Raw genomic sequence first — 22,736 nt, forward strand, 5'->3', positions numbered from 1 at the left:
GGTCCGGTCCCTCCGGGTGGCCGTGATCATCACGTCTTCAGCCTTTCCCGCCCGGAGGGGCCCACCGACGTGATCCCCGCGGGTGTCACACGTTCAGGAACCGCTCCAGGGCCTCGACCACCAGCCGGTGGTCCTCGACCTGGGGCAGGCCCGAGACCGTCACCGATCCGATGACGCCGGCGTTCTCGACGCCGACCGGGAACGAGCCGCCGTGGGCGGCGTAGACGTCGGGGTCGAGGCGGGAGGACTCCTCGAACGTCGTGCCCTTGGCCCGGAAGCGGCTGCCGACCAGATAGGAGGAGGCGCCGTAGCGCTCGACCACCCGGCGCTTGCGGTCGATCCAGACGTCGTTGTCCGGGGTCGAGCCCGGCAGCGCCGCGTGGAAGAGCTGCCGGCCGGCGTGGTGGATGCCGATGGCCACCGGCGCCCGGCGCTCCCGGGCCAGCTCCACCAGCAGCGAGCCGAGAGCCCAGGCGTCGTCGTGGGTGAACCGCGGGAAGACCAGCCGGCGTTCCTGTGCCTCCAGCTCCGCCACGCTCGGAGCGTTCTGCGGACCGGACTTCGGGGCGTTCTCCGGGTTGGACTTCGGGGCGTTCCGCGGACCGGACTTCGGGGCGTTCTCCGGGTTGGACTTCGGGGCGTTCCGCTGCTGGGACATCAGAGGGTCACCGTCACCTTGTCCCGGGCCGACGTGCGTGCGGCTTCGAGTACGCCGAGGGCGGCGGCCGCCTCCTGTGCGGGCACCGGATTCGGGCCGGCGCCGGTCAGGGCGGCGGCGACGGCCGCGTAGTACGCGGGGTAGTCGCCCGCCAGGGTCGGTACGGGCGTGCCGCCGCCGGACAGCGGGGACTCCCCGGAGCCGATGCGGCCCCACAGCGCCTGGTCCTCCGTGCCCCACTCGGCGGCGGTGCCGGGGCGACCGCCCTCGCGCAGGGCCGCCTCCTGCGGGTCGAGGCCGTACTTCACATAGCCCGCCTCGGAGCCCAGCACCCGGAAGCGCGGGCCGAGCTGGGCGGTCGTCGCGGAGACGTAGAGGTGGGAGCGGACGCCGCTCGCGTGGGTGAGTGCGATGAACGTGTCGTCGTCGGTCTCGGCGCCCGGGCGGCGGACGTCCGTCTCGGCGTACACCTCGGTGACCGGGCCGAAGAGGACCAGCGCCTGGTCGACGACATGGCTGCCGAGGTCGTAGAGCAGACCTCCGATCTCTGCCGGGTCCCCGGACTCGCGCCAGCCGCCCTTGGGCCGGGGGCGCCAGCGTTCGAAGCGGGACTCGAAGCGCCAGACGTCACCGAGCGCGCCGTCCGTGACGAGCCGGCGCAGGGTCAGGAAGTCGTTGTCCCAGCGGCGGTTCTGGAAGACCGACAGGAGCAGGCCGCGCTCGTCGGCGAGGGCCGCGAGGTCGCGGGCCTCCGCCGCGGTGCCGGCGAGCGGCTTGTCCACGACCACCGGCAGGCCCGCCTTCAGGGCGGCCGTGGCGAGCGGCACGTGCGTCTTGTTCGGGGAGGCGATCACCACCAGGTCCAGCTCGTCCGCCCGGTCGAACAGCTCCTCCGGAGTGGCGGTGAACCGCACGTCGGGGAACTCGGCGCCGGCCTGCCGCCGCCGGTCCGGGCTGGAGGTGACCACCGTGTCCAGGACGAGGCCCTCGGTGGCCGCGATCAGCGGGGCATGGAAGACGGAGCCTGCGAGGCCGTAGCCGACGAGGCCGACGCGGAGAGGAGTAGCAGTCATGTCACCCACTTTGGCAACGCTGTTGCCAAAGTGCAAGCGGAGGGGACAATGGTGGCGTGAACAGGACGAGAGACGGCGGACCGGCGGGAGCGAACCTGGGCGCGGTGCGCAGTCACAACACCGCCTTGGTGCTGGGGCTGCTGCGCGCCGCGGGGGAGGAGGGCATCAGCCGTCTGGAGCTGGCCGAGCGCACCGGGCTGACCCCGCAGGCCGTCAGCAAGATCACCGCACGGCTGCGGGAGGAGGGCCTGGCGGCGGAGGCCGGCCGGCGGGCGTCCACCGGGGGCAAGCCGCGGACCGTGCTGCGGCTGGTGCCGGAGGCGGGGCACGCGGTGGGAGTGCACCTGGACCGGGACGAGCTGCGGGTGGTCCTCGTCGATCTGGACGGCGCCGTGGTGCGGGAGCGGCACGGGGAACTGGACCTGGGCGCGGGCGCGGACGCCGTACTCGGCATGGTCGCCCGGACGGTCGAGGCACTGGTGACGGACGGACTGGGCGGGGGAGGCCGGGACGGCGCCCCGGACTCGGCCGGGGCGAACGGTGCCGGCCCGGACGCCGGGGGCCGCTCCGGCCCGGGCGGCCGGGGGCCGGCCGGAGCCGGGACGCTGCTCGGGGTGGGGGTCGCGCTGCCGGGGCCGCTCGATCACACCCGGGGGGTGCTGCACCGGGTGACCGGGTTCCCCGAGTGGGACGGGTTCCCGCTGCGGGACGCCCTCGTCTCGCGGCTGGGGGTGCCGGTCGTCGTGGACAAGGACACCAACGCGGCCGCTCTCGGGCTGTCGGTGGCGGGCGAGGGCGGATCCTTCGCGTATCTGCATCTCGGGACGGGCCTCGGGGCGGGACTCGTGATCGGCGGCAGCGTGCACCGGGGGGCGCGGACCGGGGCCGGTGAGTTCGGGCACCAGGTCATCCAGCTCGACGGGCCGCTGTGCGAGTGCGGGAACCGGGGCTGCGTGGAGGTGCTGTGCCTGGCCGCGGTGGCCCGGGGCGAGGCCGGTACGGCGGCGCGGGTGCTCGGAGTGGGCGCCGGGAACCTGGTGGGGTTGCTGGACATCGACCTGGTGCTGCTCGGCGGACGGACGGTCGCCGCGGCGCCGGAGGCGTTCGTCCGCGGGGTCGGTGAGGTGCTCGGCGCCCGGGCCCGCCGGGAAGGAACGCTCGGCGGGACGGTACCGGTACGGCTCGCCACGGGCGGCGAACGGGTCGTCGCCGAGGGGGCCGCGCAGTTGCTCCTGGGGCCGCTGTTCGGGCGTGCCGACGGCTGACCGGACGACGCGGCGGCCCTCCCGGCAAGCGCCGGGAGCGCGCGGCTGTCCGGGCCCCTTTCCCCGTCTTCCGGAGGCCGGAACGGCCATTCGGGTCCCTCTCCCCGTCTTCCGGAGGCCGGAACGACCAGTAGCCAGAAAGATGAGCATCACCGGACACAGGAGGTACGACGTGCACTCGATCAAGATGCGAACGGCCGCGGTCCTCATGGGCACCGCCGCCCTCTGCCTCGCCGCCCCGGCCCAGTCGTTCGCCGACTCCGGCACGGCACCGAAATCCGCCTACTGCGGTACCGACCGGTCCTCCGGGCTCGCGGTGTCGGCCTCAGGGAGCGTGCCCTGCGCCGCCGCGCTGCAGGCGGCGGCCGCCTACACCAAGGTCTGGCAGGGCAGGGCGGGCAGACCCGTCGAGGTCCGCGCGGCGGGCGTCACGTGGGAGTGCCGGGAACGGCAGGGCGACCCCGACCCCTACCAGGCGTGCGTCGACTCGAAGGACCACACCCGGCTGGTCACGCTGTCGTCCTGACCCGCCCGCCTTCCCCCGCGACCCCGGAGGTCCGCCGATCGAGCGGACTTCCGGCCCGTTTCCGGAGTGGCGGCCCCGTACCGCCCCGGAGGACCGGCATGGTCATGTGTTCATGCGACCGTGCACATCCGTGTCCCTCTGCCTCGCCGCGGCCGCCGTCCTCGTCCCCGTGCCGGCGGCCGCCGCCCAGGCGGACACCCCGACGTCCTGCGCGGCCCCCGGCGACCGTGCCTTTCCACTGGCCACCCGGATCCACGGCGGCCCCGCCTCCTTCCGGGCGGGCGGTGGCTTCGGCACCTGGTACATCGACCTCACCAACACCACGCACGCCACCTGTACGGCCGTCCATCCGGTCGTCGTACTCGTCGACGACCGGCGTGCCCTGCGCCCGGACCAGGCCGAGCTGTACTTCTACGACGGCTCCCGGGCCCGGCCGGTGACGCTGGAGAGCACCGACGAGCAGGAACTGGTCGGGGTGCTCGACGGGACCGGCTTCGCCGGGTTCACCGTGCCGGCCGGCCGGACCGTCAGCGTCCGGGTCCGGCTCGCGCTCGCCTCCGACGCCACGAGCGAACAGGTCACCGTCAACGCCGCCGCCGTCCAGCGCCGGGGCCAGGACGGGAACTGGGTCGGCGAGTCCAACGCCTACCGGTTCGGGATCGATGGCCGGGTCCAGGAAGCACCCGACACGGACGGCACGGCCGACACGGACGACACGGACGACACGGACAACACGGAAAACGCGGACGGCACGGACGGCACGGACCACGGGCGGAACACCCCGGACGCCCCGGACGCCCCGGACACCGGAGGCGTGCAGAGCTCCCCGTCCGGCACCGCGCAGACCACGCCGTCCGCCTCCACCGGCCCCGACTCCTCCCTCCCCGTCGCCGCGGACGCGGCGGAGGCCGGCGAGCGGGACCGTGAGCTGGCACGTACCGGCGTCGCGCTGGTGGACGGGCTGCTCGCGGCCGCCGTCGTCCTGCTCTGCGTGGCCGGAAGCGCCGTTCTGCTGGCCCGCAAACGCCGCTGAGCCGGGCCCGCCGGCCGCCGGACGCCACCGGGCCGGGGTCCGACGGCCGCCGGCCGGGCCCCTCTGCGACGATCCCTGCGTGGACTACCCCAACGACCAGGCCCCCGGCGCCCCCGTACGCTCCGGCATTCCCGAGCACGGGCGCATCCCCAAGTACTACGCGGTGAAGGCGCGGATCGCGGCGCTGCTGGACGAACTGGGGGAGGGCAGCGTCATCCCCACCGAACGGGATCTCGCCGAGCGGTACGACGTGGCCCGCGAGACCGTGCGGCAGGCCGTGCGGGAGCTGGTACTGGAGGGGCGGCTCAGGCGCCGGGGACGGGGGACCGTCGTCGCCGGGCCAAAGCTGGCCCAGCCGCTGTCGCTCGCCAGCTACACCGAGGGTGTGCGCCGGCAGGGCCGTACGCCCGGGCGGACGCTCGTCACCCTGGACCGCTTCCCCTGCCCGGAGGCCCTCGCCGCCGAGATCGGGCTGAGCCGGGGTGAGCCGGTCTGGCACCTGGAGCGGGTGCTGCTCGCCGACGAGGAGCGGGTCGGCCTGGAGAGCACGTACGTCAGCGTCGAGCGCGTGCCCCGGCTGGACAGCGAGTTCGACCCCGACTCCTCCTTCTACCTCTACCTGGAGGCCCAGGGCGTCGCCTTCGGCGACGCCGACGAGCGGCTCGAGACCGTGCTCGCCACCCCCCGGGAGGCACTGCTCATCGGCACCCCGCCCGCCCTGCCGATGCTGCTGATCCACCGGGTGTCCCGGGACACCGCAGGCCGCCCGCTGGAGCGGGTCCGGGGCCTGTACCGGGGGGACCGGTTCTCCTTCACGGCCCACCTGAGCGGCTGAGAAGCAACCCTCCGCGGCCCACCTGAGCGGCTGAGAAGCAACCCTCCACGGCCCACCTGAGCGGCTGAGAAGCAATTCCCGCGACCCTCCCCTCTTGATAACGAAAGGATAACGGGTCTAGCCCAAACGTGATGGGTCGTTCACGCTCTCGTTGACAGCCGGATGTCTCCGGTTCCCGAATCCCGAGGAGCGCTGCCGTCGTGAGAGTGACAGTCGTCGGAGCCGGCGTGGTGGGCACCATGCACGCCTGGCAGGCAGTGGAACGCGGCCACCAGGTCGTTCAGATCGAGCGCGAGGCCGAGGCGCGCGGCGCCTCGCTGCGCAACTTCGGCCAGATCTGGGTGAGCGGGCGCGCCGGTGGGGAAGAGCTGGAGGCCGCGCTGAGGGCGCGGGAGCTGTGGGAGGGGATCGGCGGCCGGGTACCCGGCCTCGGGTTCCGGGCCATCGGCTCCCTCACCCCCGTGCGCGGCCCCCTTGAACTGGCCGTCGCGGAGGCCGCCGTGGCCCGCCCCGACGCCGCCGCCCGCGGCTACAAGCTGCTCACGCCGGGCGAGGCCCGCGCGCTCAACCCGGCCCTGCGGGGCGAGTTCACCGCCGCGCTGTACTGCGAGCGCGACGCGGCCGTCGAGCCACGCACCGCTCAGCTCGCCCTGCGCGAGGAACTGCTGAAATCCCCGAACTACACGTTTCTGCCCGGGCGCGAGGTGCGCGAGGTGACCGGCGTCGGGACCGTCCGGGACGACCACGGGGACGTGCACCACGCCGACGCCGTGGTGCTGTGCACCGGCGCCTGGCTCGGCGGCCTGGTCCGGGAGCTGGCCGGGCCCGAGCTGCCCGTGCGCCGCGTCCGGCTGCAGATGATGCAGACCGACCCCCTCGGCGAGCCGCTGACCACCTCGGTCGCCGACGCCGACAGCTTCCGCTACTACCCCGCCTACGCCTCCCCGGCGCTGGACCGGCTCAACGCCGGGCAGCCGCAGGCCGAGACCGCCGCCGCCCACCGGATGCAGCTGCTCATGGTGCAGCGTGCCGACGGCGGGCTGACCATCGGCGACACCCACGAGTACGAGCACCCCTTCGCCTTCGACACCGTCGAGGAGCCGTACGAGCACCTGGCCGGAGTCGTCGAGTCCCTGCTCGGCCGGCCGCTGCCGCGCGTCCGGCACCGCTGGGCCGGGGTGTACGCCCAGTGCACCGAGCCCGGCCGGGTGGTGCACCGGCAGCAGGTGCGCGAGGGGGTGTGGCTGGTCACCGGGCCCGGCGGGCGCGGCATGACCTGCGCCCCCGCGATAGCCGAGACCACAGCGAACGAACTGGGCTGGTGACCGACCCCATGACCGACCGCGAGAACACCACCATGACCGACCACGGCATCCGGCTCGTCGTCCTCGACATGGCCGGCACGACCGTCGCCGACGGCGGCCTCGTCGAGCGCGCCTTCGCCGCGGCCGCGGCCGAACTCGGCGTCGAGGACGGATCGCCCGAGCACGCCGAGCACCTCGCCTACGTCCGCGCGACCATGGGCGAGTCCAAGATCTCCGTCTTCCGGCACCTGTGCGGGGCCGAGGACCGCGCCCAGCGCGCCAACAGCGCCTTCGAGAAGGCGTACGGGGACCTGGTCGACGAGGGGCTGATCGCCCCGGTCCCCGGGGCCCGCGAGGCCGTCGAGGAACTGACCGCCAGTGGTCGCGGCGTCGTACTGACCACCGGCTTCGCCCGCGTCACCCAGGACGCCATCCTCGGCGCCCTCGGCTGGCAGGACCTCGTGCCGCTCACCCTGTGCCCGGCCGACGCCGGCGGGCGCGGCCGGCCCTTCCCCGACATGGTGCTGGAGGCGTTCCTCCGGACGAAGGCCGCCGAGGACGTACGGCAGGTCGCCGTCGTCGGGGACACGTCGTACGACGTCCTCAGCGGCGTACGGGCCGGCGCGGGCCTGGTCGCCGGGGTGCGCACCGGAGCCCACGGGGACGACGCCCTCCGTGCCGCCGGCGCCACCCACGTCCTGGACTCGGTCGCCGCACTGCCCGCCCTGCTCGCCGGAGACCGGTAGCGCCGGTGCGACCGCCGCCCGCGTCCGCTTCCGCTTCCGCTGCACCGGCGGCAACAACTGGTACCGGGTGATCGACCGGGTACGCCTGACACAGTCCTGACTAGGCTGGGGGCGTCGGTACGCCGTGGTTCCGGCGCCCCCGCTTCGACCGTACCTACGCCAGGAGACGCACCACATGGCAGACCGCAAGCCCATCGAATCGTGGCTCACCGACATGGACGGCGTCCTGATCCACGAGGGCGTGCCGATCCCCGGCGCCGAGGCCTTCCTGAAGAAGCTGCGCGAGTCCGGCCGGCCCTTCCTCGTGCTCACCAACAATTCCATCTACACGGCGCGCGATCTGCACGCCCGGCTGCGCCGCATGGGCCTGGACGTGCCGGTGGACAACATCTGGACCTCCGCCCTGGCCACCGCCCAGTTCCTGGACGACCAGCGGCCCGGGGGCAGCGCCTACGTCATCGGCGAGGCCGGCCTGACCACCGCGCTGCACGACATCGGCTACATCCTCACCGACCACGAGCCCGACTTCGTGATCCTCGGCGAGACCCGCACCTACTCCTTCGAGGCCCTGACCAAGGCCGTCCGGCTCATCAACGACGGCGCCCGGTTCATCGCCACCAACCCCGACAACGTCGGCCCCTCCACCGAGGGCGACCTCCCCGCCACCGGCTCGGTCGCCGCGTTGATCACCGCCGCGACCGGCAAGAAGCCGTACTTCGTCGGCAAGCCGAACCCGCTGATGATGCGGGCCGGACTGAACGCGATCGGGGCCCACTCCGAGACCTCCGCGATGATCGGCGACCGCATGGACACCGACGTGCTCGCGGGCCTGGAGGCGGGGATGCGCACCTTCCTGGTGCTCAGCGGCGTCACCCAGCCCAGGAACGTCGACCGCTACCCCTTCCGGCCCTCGCAGGTCGTGGACTCCATCGCGGACCTCGTCGACCTCGTCTGAGCCCATGGGCCCGGCCCGCGGGCCGGGCCGAAACCGGGTGTCACCCGTTCGGCGCACTGGAGCGCTCTGTGAGGATGCGGGAGCGCTCCGGCCGGGGGAACCTCCTCGTACTGGAGGTTCACGATGGGCTCACTAAGCCTCACTCTCTGTACCGGAATCCTGGCCGTGGCCGCGTTCACCCCGGCGGCGCACGCCGCGGACGGCGGCTCGGTCTCCGTGACCCCCGCCGCCCCGGCGCCGGGCGCCGACGTCACCGTGCAGACCGGCGGCTGCACGGGCGGGCAGGGCACCGCCACCTCGGGCGCCTTCGTCGCCGACGCCCTGCTGACCGGCGGCCAGGGCAGCCTGGCCGGTGAGACCCAGGTCCGCACCTCCGTCACGCCGGGCACCTACGACGTGAAGGTCACCTGCTCCGGCCGCGTGCTGACGGGCCGGATCACGGTCGCGGCCGGGGGAAGCGGCGGGCTGGGGCAGCTCGGCCAGCTCCAGCAGCTCCTGCGGCCGCCCTCCGACTCCGCCTCGCCCGTCGCCCCGGTCCACGCGGGTGGCGGCGGCACCGCGCACTTCGCCACGGTGGCCACCAGCGGGTCCGGCCCCGGCACCCTCCAGGAGGTGACCGGACTGGCGCTCGCCGGGATCGCCGCGGTCGCCGTCGGGTTCCGTACCCGCCGGAGCCGCGGCACGCGCTGATCACCGGCCATGACCGACGACCGCGAGGCCGCCCCCGGCTCCGGCACCGGGCGGCTCGTCACCGGCCTGGCCTGGGCGGTCCTGCTGCTCGGCCTGTGGTTGTGGGGGCGTGGTGTGACCGACGTGCGGAGTCCGGGCGGGCCCACCGCCGGTGACGTGTTCACCATCGGCCGCCCCGTCGACCCCGCCTTGCTGCCGCCGCCGGTGAAGCCGCTGGGCGACGCGCGGCCCCAGCGCATCGACATCCCCCAGCTAGGCCTCCAGGCGCCCGTGGTGGCCCGCGGACTGGACGCCCGGGGCGCCGTCGACCCGCCGCCCCTGAACCAGCCGGGCGTGGTCGGCTGGTACGGCGCCGGCGCCGCACCCGGCGCCGCGGGTCCGGCCCTGATGGTCGGCCACGTGGACACCGCGACCCGGCCCGCCGTCTTCTACAAGCTCAGCACCCTCCAGCCCGGCGAAACGGTCCGGGTGTTCCGCTCGGACGGCACGATCGCCCAGTTCACCATCGACGACGTCCGCGTCCTGCCGCGCGACGACTTCGACGCCCGGCAGGCCTACGGCCCCCACGAGCCGGGCCGCGCCGAACTCCGCCTGCTCACCTGCGGCGGCACCTTCGACCGGGCCGACGGCACCTACACGGCGAACGTGGTGGTCTCCGCCTATCTCACCGGCACCGGCCGCTGACCCCGTCGCGTACGCCGCTCAGACCCGTTCGTCGTGGCGTGCCCGGGGCTCGGGGGGCCGGGGTGCGCCGGTGGTGGTCAGCCGGGTGCGGAGGTTGCCGAAGTGGTCTCTTATGGCCTCCTCCGCCCGCAGCGAGTCGCCGGACCGGACCGCGTCCAGGATCTCCCGGTGCTGACGGCAGGTGACCCGCGGGTCCTGCGGCACCTCCACCAGGTCCCGCCGCACGCGGTGGAAGGCGTCCCAGAACGCCTCCAGCACCTCGCTCAGCAGCACGTTGTCCAGCCCCCGGTAGAGGGTGGCGTGAAAGGCGCGGTCGGTGTCGGCGAGGCCGGCGCCCTGGGCGGCCTGCTGTTCCATGCGGTCCACGAGCGTGTCCAGCTCGACGAGGTCCGCCTCCGGCAGCCGGCCGGCCAGGCGTGAGACCAGCCCGGTCTCCACGGCCTCGCGCAGCTCCAGCAGCTGCAGCAGGGAGTCCTCGCCGCGGTAGTGCCCGGCGACGGTACGGAAGGCCAGGCCCTCGATCATCGGCGCGAACGACATCGGGCCGACGTAGGTCCCGAAGCCGTGCCGGATCTCCACGATGCCCATGGCCTGCAGCGCCTTCAGTGCCTCCCGCACCGAGTTCCGGCCGGCCCCGAGGAACTCCATCAGCTCCGGCTCGGTCGGCAGGGGCGCGCCCGACGGCAGCCGCCGGTCGACGATCAGCTTCTTGATCCGTTCCTGGAGGTCCCGGGCTGCCATGGCCAGAGCGTAACCGGCCGATCGGGGGGAGGGCCCGGTTCCGGCGGGGGAGATCCTGGCCATGCGAAAGGCCCTCCGCTCTCGCGAAGGGCCTTTCGGTCTGTGCGCCGCCAGGGACTCGAACCCCGGACCCGCTGATTAAGAGTCAGCTGCTCTAACCAACTGAGCTAGCGGCGCCTGCTGACGGGAAAACTCTACCGGACCTCCAGGGGTGCTTCCGACCACCCCCGGGTGGTCGGGGAGGGGTCCGGGATGGGCCGCGTACATCATTCGGACCGTCAACATGCGCGTCCTCGCGACAGTTGGAAAACTGATCAACGTGCACACTCGCGGACAAATCTCCCCCGAATGTGAGGCAGATCGCATGACCGCTCCGGTGTTCGAGGAATTCGACCCCGCGAGCGACTGCGGCTGCCCCGGTTGCGTCCACTGGCGGCGGGTCAGCCCCCGGCTGCCCCCCGGCCGCCTCGGCGGCCACCCCGCCGCCTGCGGGGTCGCGGTCGTGGCCGCCGTGTCCGCCGCACTCGGGGTGGCCACCCCGGCCGCGGCCCTCACCGCCGGCCACTCGCCGCACCGTGAGGCGGTACCCGCGGACGGCGAACCCGCCACCCCGCAGGGGGCCAAGGCCCCGCTGCACGGTCCGGCGGGCAAGCCCCTCGATCCCGGCGCGGCACCGATCCCCGCCACCACCCGGACCGAGATCATCAACCGGGCCAAGGTCTGGGTGGCCGCGAAGGTGCCGTACAGCATGTCGGCCTACTGGTCCGACGGATACCGGCAGGACTGCTCGGGCTACGTCTCCATGGCCTGGGGCCTGCCGGGCAACGAATGGACGGGCAGCCTCGGCTCGTTCGGCGTGAAGATCACCAAGGAGGCGCTGCAACCCGGCGACATCCTGCTCTACCACAACCCGGACAACCCCGAGAGCGGCTCCCACGTGGTGATCTTCGGCGGCTGGACGGACTACACGCACACCTACTACACGGTCTACGAGCAGACGCCCCCGCACACCCGCAGCCAGACCACCCCGTATCCCTACTGGAGCAACGCCGGCAAGTACGTCCCGTACCGCTACAAGGGCGTGACCGCGGCCACGGCGGGCGCGGCCGCGACCGACGCGAAGGCGCAGGTGCCCTTCCCGGGCGCGGCCTACTTCGGCCCCGGCGCCGACAACAAGTACGTCACCCTGCTCGCCCGGATGCTGACCGCCAGGGGCGCCGGCTCCTTCTACATCCGGGGAGCCGGGCCGGTCTGGAGCGAGGCGGACCGGCGCGCGACCCAGGCGTTCCAGCTGGCCCAGGGCTGGTCCGGCGCGGACGCCGACGGGCTGCCCGGCCCGCGAACCTGGGAGCTGCTCGCCACGGGCCGGGGCAAGGACGTCGCCCCGGGCACGGCCGCTCCGGGCCGCCCCGCCTCGCACGGGGTGCCCGGATATCCGGGCCGGAACCTCTTCCGCCCGGGGGAAACCAACGACTACGTCACCCAGCTGGGCGTCCAGCTGGCGAGGAAGGGGTTCGGCAGGTTCTACCCCCTCGGGCCCGGTCCGCACTGGGGCGAGGCGGACCGGCGTGCGGTGGAGGCCTTCCAGCGCACCCAGGGCTGGCGCGGCGGTGCCGCGGACGGCTACCCGGGGCCGGAGACCTGGCGGCGGCTGTTCGCCTAGCCGGCCCGGGCGGTCCGGCCGGCCCCGGGCGCCGGGGCCGGCCTGCGGTACATCTCATCCCCCTGTTCATGACGCATCTGGCGCGGAGGCTGGAGGCACCCATGAGTACGACCACGTCACAGATCCCATCCGAATCCGAGGGGCCACCGGAGGGTGCCGCGGTCCCGGGCACCCGGCCGGTCCGGCTGATCCAGAACGAGGCCACCACCGAGATTCCCGTGCACCTGCTGTTCCGGGACGAGATCGGCTCGGTGCCGGTGCCGGTCAAGCCGGCCGTGGTGGGGCGCCGGCAGGGCACCGGCGAGCAGCCCCGCACCCGCCGCCCGGTAGCGGTGCGCAGACGGCCCCTCCCGCAGGTCGACCCGGAGCTGGTGGAGCGCCCGGCGCGGGCGCTGCCGGGGGCGGCCGGGGTGCTCGCCGGTGCCTGCGGAGTCACCGGCTGCCTGGCCGCCACCTGGTGGGCGGGCCTCCTGCCGCCGCTCGCCGCGCATGCGCTGCGCTTGCCGGCGTCTGCGGGTGCCGGCCTCGGTCCGGCGCAGTGGGCGGTGTACGCCGGGGCCGGGGCGCTCGGCCTGTTCGGCTTCGGCGGGCTGACCCGGGGGCGGACCGGGCGGGCCTGGGTGCTCGGCCTGTTCGGCCGGTACCGCGGGACGGTCCGGCGCACCGGTCTGCTGTGGGTGAATCCGCTGGTCCTGCGCCGCCGGGTGGACGTGCGGCTGCGGCACTGGCGCAGCGAGGCGATGACCGCCACGGACCCCGACGGACTGGCCCTGCGGGTGGTCGTGCTGGTGGTGTGGCGGGTGCGGGACACCGCGCGGGCCGTGCTCGGCATCGAGGACCACGAGACGTACCTGCGCGAGTGCGTGGAGGCGGCGCTGGCCCGGGTGCCGGTGGAGCCGGCCGGCGGGACCCGGGGCGGGGTGACGGCGGCCGGCGACGCGCTGACCCGGCTGGTGGCGACGGAGGCCGCGGGCGTCGGTGTGGAGGTGTTCTCGGTGCAGCCGCTGCGGGTGGAGTACGCCCCCGAGGTGGCCGGCGCGATGCACCGGCGCCGGATCGCCGCCCTGGACGCGCGGCAGCGGGCCAGCGTGCTCAGTTCGGTGGTCGATTCGGTCGAGGACACGGTGACCCGGCTCACCATGCGCGGGCTGGTCGAACTGGACGACTACGAACGCAAGGTGCTGGTGCGTGACCTGACGGTGGCGTTCTGCTCGGGGCGTGGCGAGCCGGTGTAGGAGGCCCTGCGATTGGTATGGACATGTTCAACTCGTCGCAATAATCTGAGACTTGGTCTAGACCTACTCCCTGCACAGCTCACTGAACACCCCACGTTCTCCAGGAGCGGCAGCATGCGCACCAAGACCAAGTTGACCGCAGTCGTGCTGGGTGCGGTGACCGCCGGAGCCTTCGCGCTCTCCACCGGCGGCGCCAGCGGGCACGGCTACACCGACCTCCCCATCAGCAGGCAGAAGCTCTGCCAGAACGGCACCGTGACCAACTGCGGCTCGATCCAGTGGGAGCCGCAGAGCGTCGAGGGCCCCAAGGGCTTCCCGGCCGCCGGACCCGCCGACGGCCAGATCTGCAACGCCGGCCTGAGCCAGTTCGCCCAGCTCAGCTCGCCGAAGACCCCGTCCGGCGCGGCCTGGCCCACCACCAGGGTGACGGGCGGCCAGTCGTACACGTTCCGCTGGCAGTTCACGGCCATGCACGCCACGACGGACTTCAAGTACTACGTCACCAAGCCGGGCTGGAACCAGAACCACAACCTCGCCCGCTCGGACCTCAACCTCACGCCGTTCCTGACGGTGCCGTACAACGGCCAGCGCCCGCCGGCCACGCTCAGCCACAGCGGCACCCTGCCGTCCGGTCTGAGCGGGCACCATGTCGTCGTCGCGGTGTGGACGATCGCCGACACGGCCAACGCGTTCTACGCCTGCTCGGACGTCACCTTCTGATCCGCGGATCACCGCGGATCGCAGGCGCCGGGTTCCCCCGGGGCCGGCGCCCCGGCCTGCCGGGCGGTTCCCGCCGCTCCGGCCGGCCGGGGCGGCGGACCCGGCCCCGGGGGGACCCTGCCGCCACATCCCTCCACATCTGACGCGCCGTCAGTTACCGTGCCCGGCCATGGAGTCCACGACGGGTACGGTCGCCGAGCTGGTGGCGGCGCGGTGGGGGGACCACCGGCCGGGGCTGTGGTGCGAGGGCAGGACGCTGACGCAGCACGAGGCGGCCGCGGGAGCGGCCGCCCGGGCCGCACTGCTGGCCGAGCTGCTGCCGGCCGGTGCCGCACCGCACCTCGGGCTGCTGCTCGACAACACCGAGGAGTTCCCGCTGTGGCTGGGGGCCGCCGCCCTGGCCCGCGCGGCCGTCGCCGGGATCAACCCCACCCGCCGGGGGCCCGAGCTGGCCCGCGACATCCGGCACACCGAGTGCGCGGTCCTGGTCACCGAGCGGGCCCACCTGCCCCTGCTGGCGGGTCTGGACCTGTCCTGGGCCTCCCCGCGCGGCAGCGGAGGCGGGCGGCGGGGACCGCGGATCCTCGTGACCGACGGCGAGGAGTACGGCCCCCTCCTCGCCCCGTACGCCGGTGCCGTGCCCGATCCGTCCCGGGCCACCCCCGCCGACCGGCTCCTGCTCTACTTCACCTCCGGTTCCACCGGCGCCCCCAAGGCCGCGATCTGTTCCCAGGGGCGGCTGGCCGCGGCCGGGCGGGCCCTGGTGCGGCGGTTCGGCGTCGGCGCGGACGACGTGCACTACGTCTGCATGCCGATGTTCCACGGCAACGCGGTGATCGCGGACTGGGCACCCGCCCTGGCCGCCGGCGCCGGGGTGGCCCTGCGCCGCAGGTTCTCGGCGTCCGGATTCCTGACGGACGTGCGCCGGTACCGGGCGACGTACTTCACCTACGTCGGCCGCGCGATCCAGTACCTGCTGGCCACCGAGCCGCGCCCCGACGACCGGGACAACCCGCTGCGGCTCGGCTTCGGCACCGAGGCGGGCGCGGCGGACGCGGCGGCCTTCGAGCGGCGCTTCGGGACACGGCTGGTGGAGGGCTACGGCTCCTCCGAGGGCGGGGCGGCGATCCAGTGGGCGCCGGGGACCCCGGCGGGGGCCGTGGGACCGGCCGGTCCCGGGCTCGTGGTGCTCGATCCGGCCACGGGACGCGAGTGCCCGCCCGCCGTCCTGGACGCCGCCGGCCGGCTGCTCAACGGCGACGAGGCGATCGGCGAGCTGGTCAACCGGGCGCCGAACCCCTTCGAGGGCTACTGGCGCAACCCGGCCGCGGAGGCCGAACGGCGCCGGGACGAGGCCTACTGGACCGGCGACCTCTTCTACCGCGACGCCCACGGCTATCTGTACTTCGCGGGCCGGGGGGACGACCGGATCCGCGTCGACGGCGAGAACCTGGCCGCCGCGATGATCGAGAACATCGTTGCCCGGTACGAGGGCGCGGAGGCCGTCGCCGTGTACGGGGTGCCGGATCCGGTCACCGGGGACCAGGTGATGGCGACGATCGCGGGCACCTTCGAGCCGGCCGGCTTCGCCGCCTTCCTGCGGGCGCAGGCCGACCTCGGGACGAAGATGGCACCCCGGTTCGTCCGGGTGGTGCCGCGCATGCCGGTGACGGCGACGAACAAGATCAACCGCGCGCTGCTCAGGCGCGAGGGCCACGCGTGCGCCGATCCGGTCTGGTGGCGGCCGCCGGGGGAGGAGGCGTACCGGCGGCTGACCGCGCAGGACGCCGAAGGGCCCCTCGCTCTCGCGAAGGGCCCCTCATCTGTGCGCCGCCAGGGACTCGAACCCCGGACCCGCTGATTAAGAGTCAGCTGCTCTAACCAACTGAGCTAGCGGCGCATGACTCTCGCCTTCCGCTCTTCGCGGCCGGCGACGAAGAAAATACTACCTGGTCCGGGACGGTGCTCGTGACCACCCGCCGGCACCCCTAGATCGTCAGCGAGAGCAGCACCGGCGCCGCGTTCCGGTTCAGTGTGTCCGCGGCCCGCTTCAGCCGGTGCGCGTGTTCCACCGGGAGCGAGAGCGCCAGGCAGCCCACCGAGGAGCCCGCCGTGATCGGGACGGCCGCGCAGACCGTGCCGACCGCGTACTCCTGCAGATCCAGCACCGGCACCGTCGGCGGCTGGGACTCCAGGCGGGACAGCAGCAGCCTGTCGCTGGTGATGGTGCGCGAGGTGAGCCGGGCCAGCTTGTGCCGGGAGAGGTGGTCCCGGCGGGCGTTGTGGTCCAGCTGGGTCAGCAGGCTCTTGCCGACGGCGGTGGCGTGCGCGGAGAAACGGAAGTCCACCCACTCGTTGACCGCCGGGGTGGTGGGTCCCGCCGCGTACTGGGTGACCTTCACCTCGCCGTCGACGTACCGGCTGATGTAGACGGCCGCCCCGACCGAGTCCCGCAGCCGGTCCAGGGTGTGCTGGAGCTTGTCACGCAGAGCCCGCTCACGGTCGTGCGTCGAGGTGAGGCGGCGCAGGGTGTCCCCGGTGACGTACGCGCCGTCGGTGATCTGCTCGACGTAGCCCTCGCGGCGCAGCATGCGCAGCAGTGTGGTCAGCCGCTCGGAGCCGAGGCCGGTGCGGCGGGCCAGATCGATTTCGGTCACGCCGGCGGAGTGCCACGCCACGGTCTCCAGCACCCGCAGGGCCTCCTGCGCGGAGTGGTACGGGGCGGTCGGCTCGATCCTCATGACGGTCCCCTCGCCTTGCCGTGCATCCGGTCGGCGGATCGTCTCCACGATAGCCGTCAAAGGCTGTTTCCGGAGAGGGGGTTGGCGAGATCGGGCCCCTGGACGTGCGCCGCCCCAACTGCGGCGCAGGTCTTCGGCATATGCCATGGGCATAGGTGCCACGCGGGTCGGCCGGGGCGGGCAGGCCCTCCGGCCGGCGAAGGCCCCTTTCCCGCTCCCCCGTCCCCCTAGCCGGCGTGTGAGCCTCTGCCCGGGCGGATCAGGTCGTGGGGCCTTCACGCAGACCTTCGCCTCACTGCGCACCGGGTTGGTGTCGTCCCAGGTGGAGTTGACGTAACCGAAGGTGCAGAGGGTCTGCCTGCCCCGGGGGTTCTTCTCCTTCACCGCCCTCGTGTACACCTTCTTGCCGGTGCCGCGCGGAATTCTTAATCCGTCCGGAGCCGGACGCCATGGGGACTTCGGGAGGTGTCCGGAAGTGCAATGCCCGAACGGGCGATCGAGTGAAGGAGAAGCCGGCCGCCCTTCACACGATCACCCGGGGCGGTCACAGAATCGCGCTCAGGAATTGCTGTGTGCGCTCATGGTCGGGGTCGGTGAACATCTTCTGCGGCGGCCCGGACTCGATTACCCGACCCGAGTCGAACATGAGTACCTCGTCGGATATGTCGCGCGCGAAATTCATCTCATGGGTGACGCACAGCATGGTGATGTCCGTCGTGCGCGCGATGTCGCGCAGGACGTCGAGCACCCCGGTCACCAGCTCGGGGTCGAGCGCGGAGGTCACCTCGTCGAGCAGCAGGACCTGGGGCCGCATGGCGAGGGCGCGGGCGATGGCGACCCGCTGCTGCTGGCCGCCGGACAGCTGGCTCGGGTACTTGTCCGCGTGCGAGGTCAGGCCCACCAGGTCGAGCAGTCCGCGCGCCCGCTCCTCCGCCTCGTCCCTGGACAGACCGAGGACCTGCACCGGGGCCTCGGTGATGTTCCGCATGACCCGCATGTTGGGGAACAGGTTGAACTGCTGGAACACCATGCCGATGTTCTTCCGCACCTCACGGACGTGCTTCTCACCGGCCGGGACGAGCTTGCCGCCGCGCTCCTCGTGCGTGAGGTACCGGCCGCCGACCCTGATGGTGCCCTCGTCGGGCTTGGTCAAGGTCATCAGCAGCCGCAGGATCGTGGTCTTGCCCGACCCCGAGGGACCGATCAGCGTCACGTGTCTGCCGGCCGAGACGGTGAAGTCGAGCGAGTCGAGGACGGTGTGGGCGCCGAAGCACTTGGTGACCTTGTCGAAGCGGATCAGCTCCCCGTCGTCCACCGTGGGGCCGGCCGCTGCTTCGGACAGGTTGCTGTCAGTGGACAAGACGACGCTCCAGGACTCGCAGGAGGACAGAGGTGGGATACGAGATCACGATGAACAGGACACCGACCACGGTGATCGGCTCCATGTAGTCGAACGTGGTCGCGCCGATGCTGTTGGCCTCGAACAGCATGTCGCTCACCGTGATGGCCGAGAGCATCGGAGTGTCCTTGAACATCGCGATCACGTAGTTGCCGAGGGCGGGCACCGCTCGGCGGAAGGCCTGCGGGAGGATCACCGCGATCCAGGTGCGGCCGCGCGGCAGACTCAGCGCCGTGGCCGCCTCCCACTGGCCCTCCGGCACCGCCTCGATACCGGCGCGGTAGACCTCGGCGGTGTACGTCGAGTAGTGCAGCCCCAGACCGATGACCCCGGTGGTCAGCGCCCCGAAGCCGATCCCCCAGGACGGCAGCACGAAGAAGAGGAAGAACAGCTGCACCAGCAGGGGTGTGTTGCGGACGAACTCGACGAAGAGACCCACCGGCCAGGTCACGAGTCGGGTCGGCGAACGCAGGGCGACCGCCCACACCAGACCGAGGCCGAAGGCCACCAGGGAGCCGAGTACCGTCGCCTCGACGGTGATCCGCAGCCCGTGCAGCAGCTGCGGCATGACGTCGCCGACGTACTCCCACGACCAGTCGTTCATCGGCCGCCACCCCCGACCACGGTGGGCCGGGCACCGCGCCCCGGCACGGACGGGCCGCGGAGGAACCGGCCGTCCCGCTCCTGCACCTGGCCGACCGAGGCCTTGGCGCGGCGTTCCAGCAACCGCATGACGCGGGTGACCAGGAACGCGATCACGAAGTACATCAGCAGGATGCTCCCGTAGACCTGGGCGCTCTCACCGGTGGAGAGCCGGGCGAGCTTGGCCTCGAAGGTGAGTTCACCGATGGACAGCAGCGAGGCCAGCGCGGTGCCCTTGAGCAGCTCGATCAGCAGGTTGTTGAACGGCGGCATCATCTCCGGTACCGCCTGGGGCAGCAGCACCTTGCGCATGCGCTGCCAGGGCGTGAAGTTCAGCGCGACGGCCGCCTCGCGTTGCGCGGCCGGCACCGCCTGCAGCGCGCCCCGCACGACCTCGGAGCCGTACGCGCCGTAGGAGAGGCCGAGGGCCAGGGTGCCCGCCCACAGACCGGCGAGCTGCCAGCCGAACAGGGGCAGGGCGAAGAACAGCCAGAACATCAGCACCAGTGCCGAGGTGCCACGGAAGAACTCCACGTAGGCACCGGTCAGGAAGCGGACGATCCACAGGCGCGAGGTGCGTGCCATACCGATGCCGAACGCGACGGCGGCCGCCAGCGCGGCGCTGTAGACCATCAGCTGGACGGTGACCCATGCTCCCTTGAAGAGGAGTTCCCACAACGGTCCGGTCATTTCGCGCAGAGCTCCTCGGCGGTCAGATCCGTCATGAACTCCTCCGTGAAGCCGAAGGGCTTGGCGATGCGCAGGAGTTCGCCGCTCCGCTTCATCTTGTGCAGCTCGTGGTCGAAGGCGTCCCGGAGCCTGGTCTCGCCCAGCCGGAAGCCGTAGCCGCCGCCGTCCCGCTGCGGCTTGCCGGCGACCTGCGGGGTGAACGGCTCGGTCATCCCCACCTTGGGGTGGGAGCCCGTCCTGAGGGCCTCGATCATCGTGAGGGCCGTTCCCGCGAAGCAGTCGATGCGCCCCGCCTCCAGCGCCTCCATGCCGGCTATCTGGTCGCCGTAGGTCTGGATCGTGCCCGCCCGCACGCCGTTGTCCACGGCGTAGTCGAACTCGGCGTAGCCGATGCCGGTCCCCATGCGCAGCCGCTGCTCGGCGACGTCCTGGTAGGAGCGGATCCGGTGCGGGTTGCCCTTGCGGACGAGGAAGGCGTCCTTCGACTCGTAGTCCGGGTCCGAGAAGAGAACCGCCTGGCAGCGGCTCTTGTTGATGAACATCCCCGCGACGATCACGTCGAACTGGAAGGAGAGCAGCCCGGGGACGAGTGCCCCGAACTCGACCGGCACCGGTTCGAAGCGTCCTATCCCCAGCCTGCGGAAGACGGTGCCGGCCACGGCCGGGGCCTCGCCGGTGAGTTCGCCCCGGTCGTCTACGGAGGCGTAGGGCGGCTCGCTCGCTATGCCCATGCGCACGGTGCCCTTGCGCCGCAGGTCTTCCAGGAGCCGGCCGCCTCCGCTCGCCGCCGTGCTGTCGACGCGTGAGCAGCCGGCCATGGCACCGAGCACACCCGTCGCACCCGCCACCGCCGCCCCGGCGAGAAGTGAGCGGCGGCGCATGCCTCTGACCGCGCTTGGTGAGGTCTTGCCCTGTGGAGCCATGGGCGCGCGCTTACCCAGACCGACTGCGCCCATGCGGATCGTTTTCGGCCCTCTCACATACCTCGCCGGTGCCCCCGATCCCGCCGCCGCGGCGGGCGTCCCGGCCCTACAGTGACGAAGGGACGACCGACACGGCTGGAAGCGGGCATACAGGAGGGCGCATGACCGACCGTCACATCGAGATCTCCCTGACCCGGCGGGGCGTGCACTGCACGGCACGACTGCTGGACGACCGCGCGCCGCTGACCTGTGCCGCGGTGTGGGAGGCGCTGCCGCTGGCGGGAGACGTCTACCACGCCAAGTACGCGCGCAACGAGATCTACGCCCTCTTCCCGCCGTTCGCCTCCACGGAACCCCCGCTCGAGAACCCCACCGTCACCCCGATCCCCGGCGACCTCTGCTACTTCTCCTTCGCGGGCGCCGAACTGGGGACCAAGGCCTACGGTTACGACCGCGAGGTCCGCCCCGGCAGCACGGTGGTCGACCTGGCGCTGTTCTACGAGCGCAACAACCTGCTGCTCAACGGCGACGTCGGCTGGGTGCCCGGGATCGTCTGGGGGCAGGTGGTGGAGGGGCTGCCGGAGATGGCCGAGGCGTGCAACGACCTGTGGCGGACGGGAGCGGCGGGGGAGAAGCTCGCATTCCGGCGCGTGTGAGAACCTCCCCGGCCGGCGCCCGCCGTCCCCGCTCGTTCGGGTGGCATCGCGTTCCCCGCCGGCTGCTCGAGATCGGGCCGGCCGTCCGGGCCGGCCTCGACGACCTCCTCGACGCCCGCGAGTATCAGGACTACCGCACCGCCGAGACCGACGACTGACCCGGGCGGCCCCCGCCCGGCGCCACCCCGGCCTCGTACAGCGCGTGCGCCGCCCGCAGCACCAGGGTGTCCCGGTGCCGGGCGGCCACGATCTGCATCCCCACCGGCAGCCCGTCCCCGTCCGTCCCGACCGGGACCGTGGCGGCGGGCTGCTGCGTCAGGTTGAACGGATAGGTGAACGGGGTCCACCCGGTCCAGCGCCGCAGCCCGGAACCCGCCGGCACCTCCGCACCCGCCTCGAACGCCGTCACCGGCAGTGTCGGCGTCACCAGCAGGTCGTGGGTCTCGTGGAAGCGGCCCATGCGCCGCCCGAGGTCCATCCGGACGTCCACCGCGGCCAGATAGTCCAGCGCGCTGTACCGGGCACCCCGGGCGCAGATCTCCCGCAGGCCGGGATCGAGGAGCTGCCGCCGTTGCGGCGACAGCCGCTGGGTGAGGCGGGCCGCGCCGCTGAACCACAGGGTGTGGAACGCCTCCACCGGGTCGCTGAGGTCGGGATCGGTCTCCTCGACATACGCCCCGAGGTCCGCCAGGCGGGCCACCGCCCCCCGTACCGCCGCCGCGACCCCCGGCCGGACCGCCACCTGCCCGCCCAGGGTCGGCGAGTACGCCACCCGCAGCCCCCGCACGCCACCCTTCAGCCCCTGGGGGAAGCAGCCCGGCACGGGCGGCAGCGCCGACCAGTCGCGCGCGTCGGGGGCGCCGATGACATCGAGCAGCAGGGCCGCGTCGGCCGCGTCCCGGGTCATCGGCCCCGCGTGGGACAACGTGCCGAAGGCGCTCGCCGGATACAGCGGCACCCTGCCGTACGTCGGCTTCAGGCCGAAGATCCCGCAGAACGCGGCCGGGATCCGGATGCTGCCGCCGCCGTCGGTGCCCAGCGACAGCGGGCCCGCGCCGAGCGCCACGGCCGCCGCGCTGCCGCCGCTGGAGCCGCCCGCGGTGCGCGTCGGGTCGTGGGGATTGCGGGTCACCCCGGACAGCGGGGAGTCGGTGACGCCCTTCCAGCCGAACTCGGGGGTCGTCGTCTTGCCGAGGAACACCGCCCCGTGCTCGCGCAGCCTGGCCACCGAGGGCGCGTCCTCGTCCCAGCGCCCCTGCTCCGACACGGTTCTGGAACCGCGCAGGGTCGGGTGGCCGCGCAGCAGCAGGATGTCCTTCACCGTCACCGGCACCCCGTCCAGCAGCCCCGCCGGTTCCCCGCGCCGCCAGCGCTCCTGCGACGCGCGGGCCCGCGCGAGCGCGTCCTCCTCGGTGAGCCGCACGAAGGCGTTCACCTCCGGCTGGATCCGGCGGGCCCGCTCCAGCGCCTGCACGGTCACCTCCACGGGACCGAACTCGCCCTTGCGGTAACCGGCGAGAAGCTGAACGGCGGTCAGGTCGGTGAGCTGCTGCATGC

Annotated in this window: 24 protein-coding genes and 2 tRNA genes; 15 read left to right on the plus strand and 11 right to left on the minus strand. The window is 73.1% G+C overall.

All coding sequences use genetic code 11. The features are described from left to right. Positions 1–85: 85 nt before the first annotated feature. Both ACGFT2_RS32985 and ACGFT2_RS32990 read right to left on the minus strand, forming a co-directional pair. The gene (locus ACGFT2_RS32985) at positions 86–658 is read right to left on the minus strand and encodes a heme-degrading domain-containing protein (protein ID WP_393285690.1); all 573 of its coding nucleotides are present in this window, start codon (positions 656–658) and stop codon (positions 86–88) included. Further along, positions 658–1,731: a Gfo/Idh/MocA family oxidoreductase gene (locus ACGFT2_RS32990; RefSeq protein ID WP_393285693.1), complete on the minus strand. Its 1,074-nt coding sequence runs from the start codon at positions 1,729–1,731 to the stop codon at positions 658–660. The genes ACGFT2_RS32985 and ACGFT2_RS32990 overlap by 1 nt, the downstream gene beginning before the upstream one ends. A 56-nt stretch (positions 1,732–1,787) precedes the next feature. Here ACGFT2_RS32990 and ACGFT2_RS32995 point away from each other — a divergent pair, with 56 nt between their 5' ends. The 9 genes from ACGFT2_RS32995 (at position 1,788) to ACGFT2_RS33035 (ending at position 9,769) form a co-directional block, all read left to right on the plus strand. Then, positions 1,788–2,996: an ROK family protein gene (locus ACGFT2_RS32995; protein WP_393285695.1), complete on the plus strand. Its 1,209-nt coding sequence runs from the start codon at positions 1,788–1,790 to the stop codon at positions 2,994–2,996. A 172-nt stretch (positions 2,997–3,168) separates the two neighbouring features. Beyond that, entirely contained in the window at positions 3,169–3,522 is a 354-nt protein-coding gene (locus ACGFT2_RS33000; protein ID WP_393285698.1) for a hypothetical protein, read from the plus strand. 130 nt (positions 3,523–3,652) lie between these two features. Beyond that, a complete protein-coding gene (locus tag ACGFT2_RS33005; protein ID WP_393285700.1) occupies positions 3,653–4,555 on the plus strand; it encodes a hypothetical protein in 903 nt (300 codons plus the stop codon). Between the two features lie 79 nt (positions 4,556–4,634). Continuing rightward, the gene (locus ACGFT2_RS33010) at positions 4,635–5,390 is read left to right on the plus strand and encodes a GntR family transcriptional regulator (protein ID WP_393285703.1); all 756 of its coding nucleotides are present in this window, start codon (positions 4,635–4,637) and stop codon (positions 5,388–5,390) included. Positions 5,391–5,590: 200 nt separating this feature from the next. Beyond that, a complete protein-coding gene (locus ACGFT2_RS33015) occupies positions 5,591–6,715 on the plus strand; it encodes a TIGR03364 family FAD-dependent oxidoreductase (protein ID WP_393285706.1) in 1,125 nt (374 codons plus the stop codon). Positions 6,716–6,723: 8 nt separating this feature from the next. Then, a complete protein-coding gene (locus tag ACGFT2_RS33020; RefSeq protein ID WP_393285928.1) occupies positions 6,724–7,440 on the plus strand; it encodes a phosphonatase-like hydrolase in 717 nt (238 codons plus the stop codon). Between the two features lie 175 nt (positions 7,441–7,615). Further along, the gene (locus ACGFT2_RS33025) at positions 7,616–8,395 is read left to right on the plus strand and encodes an HAD-IIA family hydrolase (protein WP_393285708.1); all 780 of its coding nucleotides are present in this window, start codon (positions 7,616–7,618) and stop codon (positions 8,393–8,395) included. Positions 8,396–8,518: 123 nt separating this feature from the next. Next, positions 8,519–9,085: a hypothetical protein gene (locus tag ACGFT2_RS33030; RefSeq protein ID WP_393285710.1), complete on the plus strand. Its 567-nt coding sequence runs from the start codon at positions 8,519–8,521 to the stop codon at positions 9,083–9,085. A gap of 9 nt (positions 9,086–9,094) precedes the next feature. Next, positions 9,095–9,769: a class F sortase gene (locus ACGFT2_RS33035; protein WP_393285712.1), complete on the plus strand. Its 675-nt coding sequence runs from the start codon at positions 9,095–9,097 to the stop codon at positions 9,767–9,769. A gap of 18 nt (positions 9,770–9,787) precedes the next feature. On the opposite strand, the gene ACGFT2_RS33040 is transcribed toward ACGFT2_RS33035, so the two are convergent. Both ACGFT2_RS33040 and ACGFT2_RS33045 read right to left on the minus strand, forming a co-directional pair. After that, complete coding sequence (locus tag ACGFT2_RS33040) at positions 9,788–10,510, minus strand: FadR/GntR family transcriptional regulator (protein WP_393285715.1); 723 nt, start codon at positions 10,508–10,510, stop codon at positions 9,788–9,790. Positions 10,511–10,613: 103 nt separating this feature from the next. Continuing rightward, positions 10,614–10,687 (minus strand) — tRNA-Lys (locus ACGFT2_RS33045). A 187-nt stretch (positions 10,688–10,874) separates the two neighbouring features. Here ACGFT2_RS33045 and ACGFT2_RS33050 point away from each other — a divergent pair. The 4 genes from ACGFT2_RS33050 (at position 10,875) to ACGFT2_RS33065 (ending at position 15,989) form a co-directional block, all read left to right on the plus strand. Beyond that, positions 10,875–12,173 (plus strand): peptidoglycan-binding protein, encoded by a 1,299-nt coding sequence (locus ACGFT2_RS33050; protein ID WP_393285718.1) that lies wholly within the window; start codon positions 10,875–10,877, stop codon positions 12,171–12,173. Between the two features lie 101 nt (positions 12,174–12,274). Continuing rightward, positions 12,275–13,408: an SPFH domain-containing protein gene (locus tag ACGFT2_RS33055; protein WP_393285721.1), complete on the plus strand. Its 1,134-nt coding sequence runs from the start codon at positions 12,275–12,277 to the stop codon at positions 13,406–13,408. 114 nt (positions 13,409–13,522) lie between these two features. Further along, positions 13,523–14,128 carry a lytic polysaccharide monooxygenase gene (locus ACGFT2_RS33060; protein WP_393285724.1) on the plus strand — a complete coding sequence of 202 codons (606 nt, stop codon included), beginning with the start codon at positions 13,523–13,525 and terminating at the stop codon, positions 14,126–14,128. 169 nt (positions 14,129–14,297) lie between these two features. Then, positions 14,298–15,989 carry an AMP-binding protein gene (locus ACGFT2_RS33065; protein WP_393285727.1) on the plus strand — a complete coding sequence of 564 codons (1,692 nt, stop codon included), beginning with the start codon at positions 14,298–14,300 and terminating at the stop codon, positions 15,987–15,989. Here ACGFT2_RS33065 and ACGFT2_RS33070 read toward each other — a convergent pair. The 6 genes from ACGFT2_RS33070 to ehuB all read right to left on the minus strand — a co-directional run bounded on the left by ACGFT2_RS33070 (position 15,955) and on the right by ehuB (position 20,481). Then, positions 15,955–16,028, minus strand: a tRNA-Lys gene (locus ACGFT2_RS33070). The two genes, ACGFT2_RS33065 and ACGFT2_RS33070, sit on opposite strands and share 35 nt — an antisense overlap. A gap of 88 nt (positions 16,029–16,116) precedes the next feature. Then, entirely contained in the window at positions 16,117–16,869 is a 753-nt protein-coding gene (locus ACGFT2_RS33075; protein ID WP_393285730.1) for an IclR family transcriptional regulator, read from the minus strand. A gap of 544 nt (positions 16,870–17,413) precedes the next feature. Beyond that, positions 17,414–18,184 (minus strand): ectoine/hydroxyectoine ABC transporter ATP-binding protein EhuA, encoded by a 771-nt coding sequence (ehuA, locus tag ACGFT2_RS33080; protein ID WP_393285930.1) that lies wholly within the window; start codon positions 18,182–18,184, stop codon positions 17,414–17,416. Positions 18,185–18,218: 34 nt separating this feature from the next. Next, on the minus strand, positions 18,219–18,872 hold the full coding sequence (gene ehuD / locus ACGFT2_RS33085) for an ectoine/hydroxyectoine ABC transporter permease subunit EhuD (RefSeq protein WP_393285732.1): 654 nt from the start codon (positions 18,870–18,872) through the stop codon (positions 18,219–18,221). Beyond that, positions 18,869–19,600, minus strand: coding sequence for an ectoine/hydroxyectoine ABC transporter permease subunit EhuC (gene ehuC / locus ACGFT2_RS33090; protein WP_393285735.1), 732 nt, complete (start codon positions 19,598–19,600; stop codon positions 18,869–18,871). The genes ehuD and ehuC overlap by 4 nt, the downstream gene beginning before the upstream one ends. After that, on the minus strand, positions 19,597–20,481 hold the full coding sequence (gene ehuB, locus ACGFT2_RS33095; RefSeq protein WP_393285737.1) for an ectoine/hydroxyectoine ABC transporter substrate-binding protein EhuB: 885 nt from the start codon (positions 20,479–20,481) through the stop codon (positions 19,597–19,599). The genes ehuC and ehuB overlap by 4 nt, the downstream gene beginning before the upstream one ends. A gap of 203 nt (positions 20,482–20,684) precedes the next feature. Between ehuB and ACGFT2_RS33100 the strand changes: the two genes are divergently transcribed. Continuing rightward, on the plus strand, positions 20,685–21,179 hold the full coding sequence (locus tag ACGFT2_RS33100) for a DUF3830 family protein (protein ID WP_393285739.1): 495 nt from the start codon (positions 20,685–20,687) through the stop codon (positions 21,177–21,179). Further along, positions 21,176–21,337, plus strand: a complete 162-nt coding sequence (locus ACGFT2_RS33105; protein ID WP_393285741.1) for a hypothetical protein — start codon at positions 21,176–21,178, stop codon at positions 21,335–21,337. The genes ACGFT2_RS33100 and ACGFT2_RS33105 overlap by 4 nt, the downstream gene beginning before the upstream one ends. On the opposite strand, the gene ACGFT2_RS33110 is transcribed toward ACGFT2_RS33105, so the two are convergent. Then, positions 21,310–22,734: an amidase gene (locus tag ACGFT2_RS33110; protein ID WP_393285744.1), complete on the minus strand. Its 1,425-nt coding sequence runs from the start codon at positions 22,732–22,734 to the stop codon at positions 21,310–21,312. The genes ACGFT2_RS33105 and ACGFT2_RS33110 overlap by 28 nt on opposite strands. Positions 22,735–22,736: the final 2 nt, after the last annotated feature.

Source organism: Streptomyces sp. NPDC048514, assembly GCF_043199955.1.
Lineage (GTDB): Bacteria > Actinomycetota > Actinomycetes > Streptomycetales > Streptomycetaceae > Streptomyces.

Excerpts from the sequence above, each read along its gene's own strand:
- ACGFT2_RS33065 (WP_393285727.1), top strand. The coding sequence starts at position 14,298 with ATGGAGTCCACGACGGGTACGGTCGCCGAGCTGGTGGCGGCGCGGTGG.
- ACGFT2_RS33110 (WP_393285744.1), bottom strand. The coding sequence starts at position 22,734 with ATGCAGCAGCTCACCGACCTGACCGCCGTTCAGCTTCTCGCCGGTTAC.
- ACGFT2_RS33020 (WP_393285928.1), top strand. The coding sequence starts at position 6,724 with ATGACCGACCGCGAGAACACCACCATGACCGACCACGGCATCCGGCTC.
- ACGFT2_RS32985 (WP_393285690.1), bottom strand. The coding sequence starts at position 658 with ATGTCCCAGCAGCGGAACGCCCCGAAGTCCAACCCGGAGAACGCCCCG.
- ACGFT2_RS33050 (WP_393285718.1), top strand. The coding sequence starts at position 10,875 with ATGACCGCTCCGGTGTTCGAGGAATTCGACCCCGCGAGCGACTGCGGC.
- ACGFT2_RS33075 (WP_393285730.1), bottom strand. The coding sequence starts at position 16,869 with ATGAGGATCGAGCCGACCGCCCCGTACCACTCCGCGCAGGAGGCCCTG.
- ACGFT2_RS32990 (WP_393285693.1), bottom strand. The coding sequence starts at position 1,731 with ATGACTGCTACTCCTCTCCGCGTCGGCCTCGTCGGCTACGGCCTCGCA.
- ACGFT2_RS33060 (WP_393285724.1), top strand. The coding sequence starts at position 13,523 with ATGCGCACCAAGACCAAGTTGACCGCAGTCGTGCTGGGTGCGGTGACC.
- ACGFT2_RS33040 (WP_393285715.1), bottom strand. The coding sequence starts at position 10,510 with ATGGCAGCCCGGGACCTCCAGGAACGGATCAAGAAGCTGATCGTCGAC.
- ACGFT2_RS33055 (WP_393285721.1), top strand. The coding sequence starts at position 12,275 with ATGAGTACGACCACGTCACAGATCCCATCCGAATCCGAGGGGCCACCG.
- ehuB (WP_393285737.1), bottom strand. The coding sequence starts at position 20,481 with ATGCGCCGCCGCTCACTTCTCGCCGGGGCGGCGGTGGCGGGTGCGACG.
- ehuC (WP_393285735.1), bottom strand. The coding sequence starts at position 19,600 with ATGACCGGACCGTTGTGGGAACTCCTCTTCAAGGGAGCATGGGTCACC.
- ACGFT2_RS33030 (WP_393285710.1), top strand. The coding sequence starts at position 8,519 with ATGGGCTCACTAAGCCTCACTCTCTGTACCGGAATCCTGGCCGTGGCC.
- ACGFT2_RS33025 (WP_393285708.1), top strand. The coding sequence starts at position 7,616 with ATGGCAGACCGCAAGCCCATCGAATCGTGGCTCACCGACATGGACGGC.
- ACGFT2_RS33100 (WP_393285739.1), top strand. The coding sequence starts at position 20,685 with ATGACCGACCGTCACATCGAGATCTCCCTGACCCGGCGGGGCGTGCAC.
- ACGFT2_RS33035 (WP_393285712.1), top strand. The coding sequence starts at position 9,095 with ATGACCGACGACCGCGAGGCCGCCCCCGGCTCCGGCACCGGGCGGCTC.
- ehuD (WP_393285732.1), bottom strand. The coding sequence starts at position 18,872 with ATGAACGACTGGTCGTGGGAGTACGTCGGCGACGTCATGCCGCAGCTG.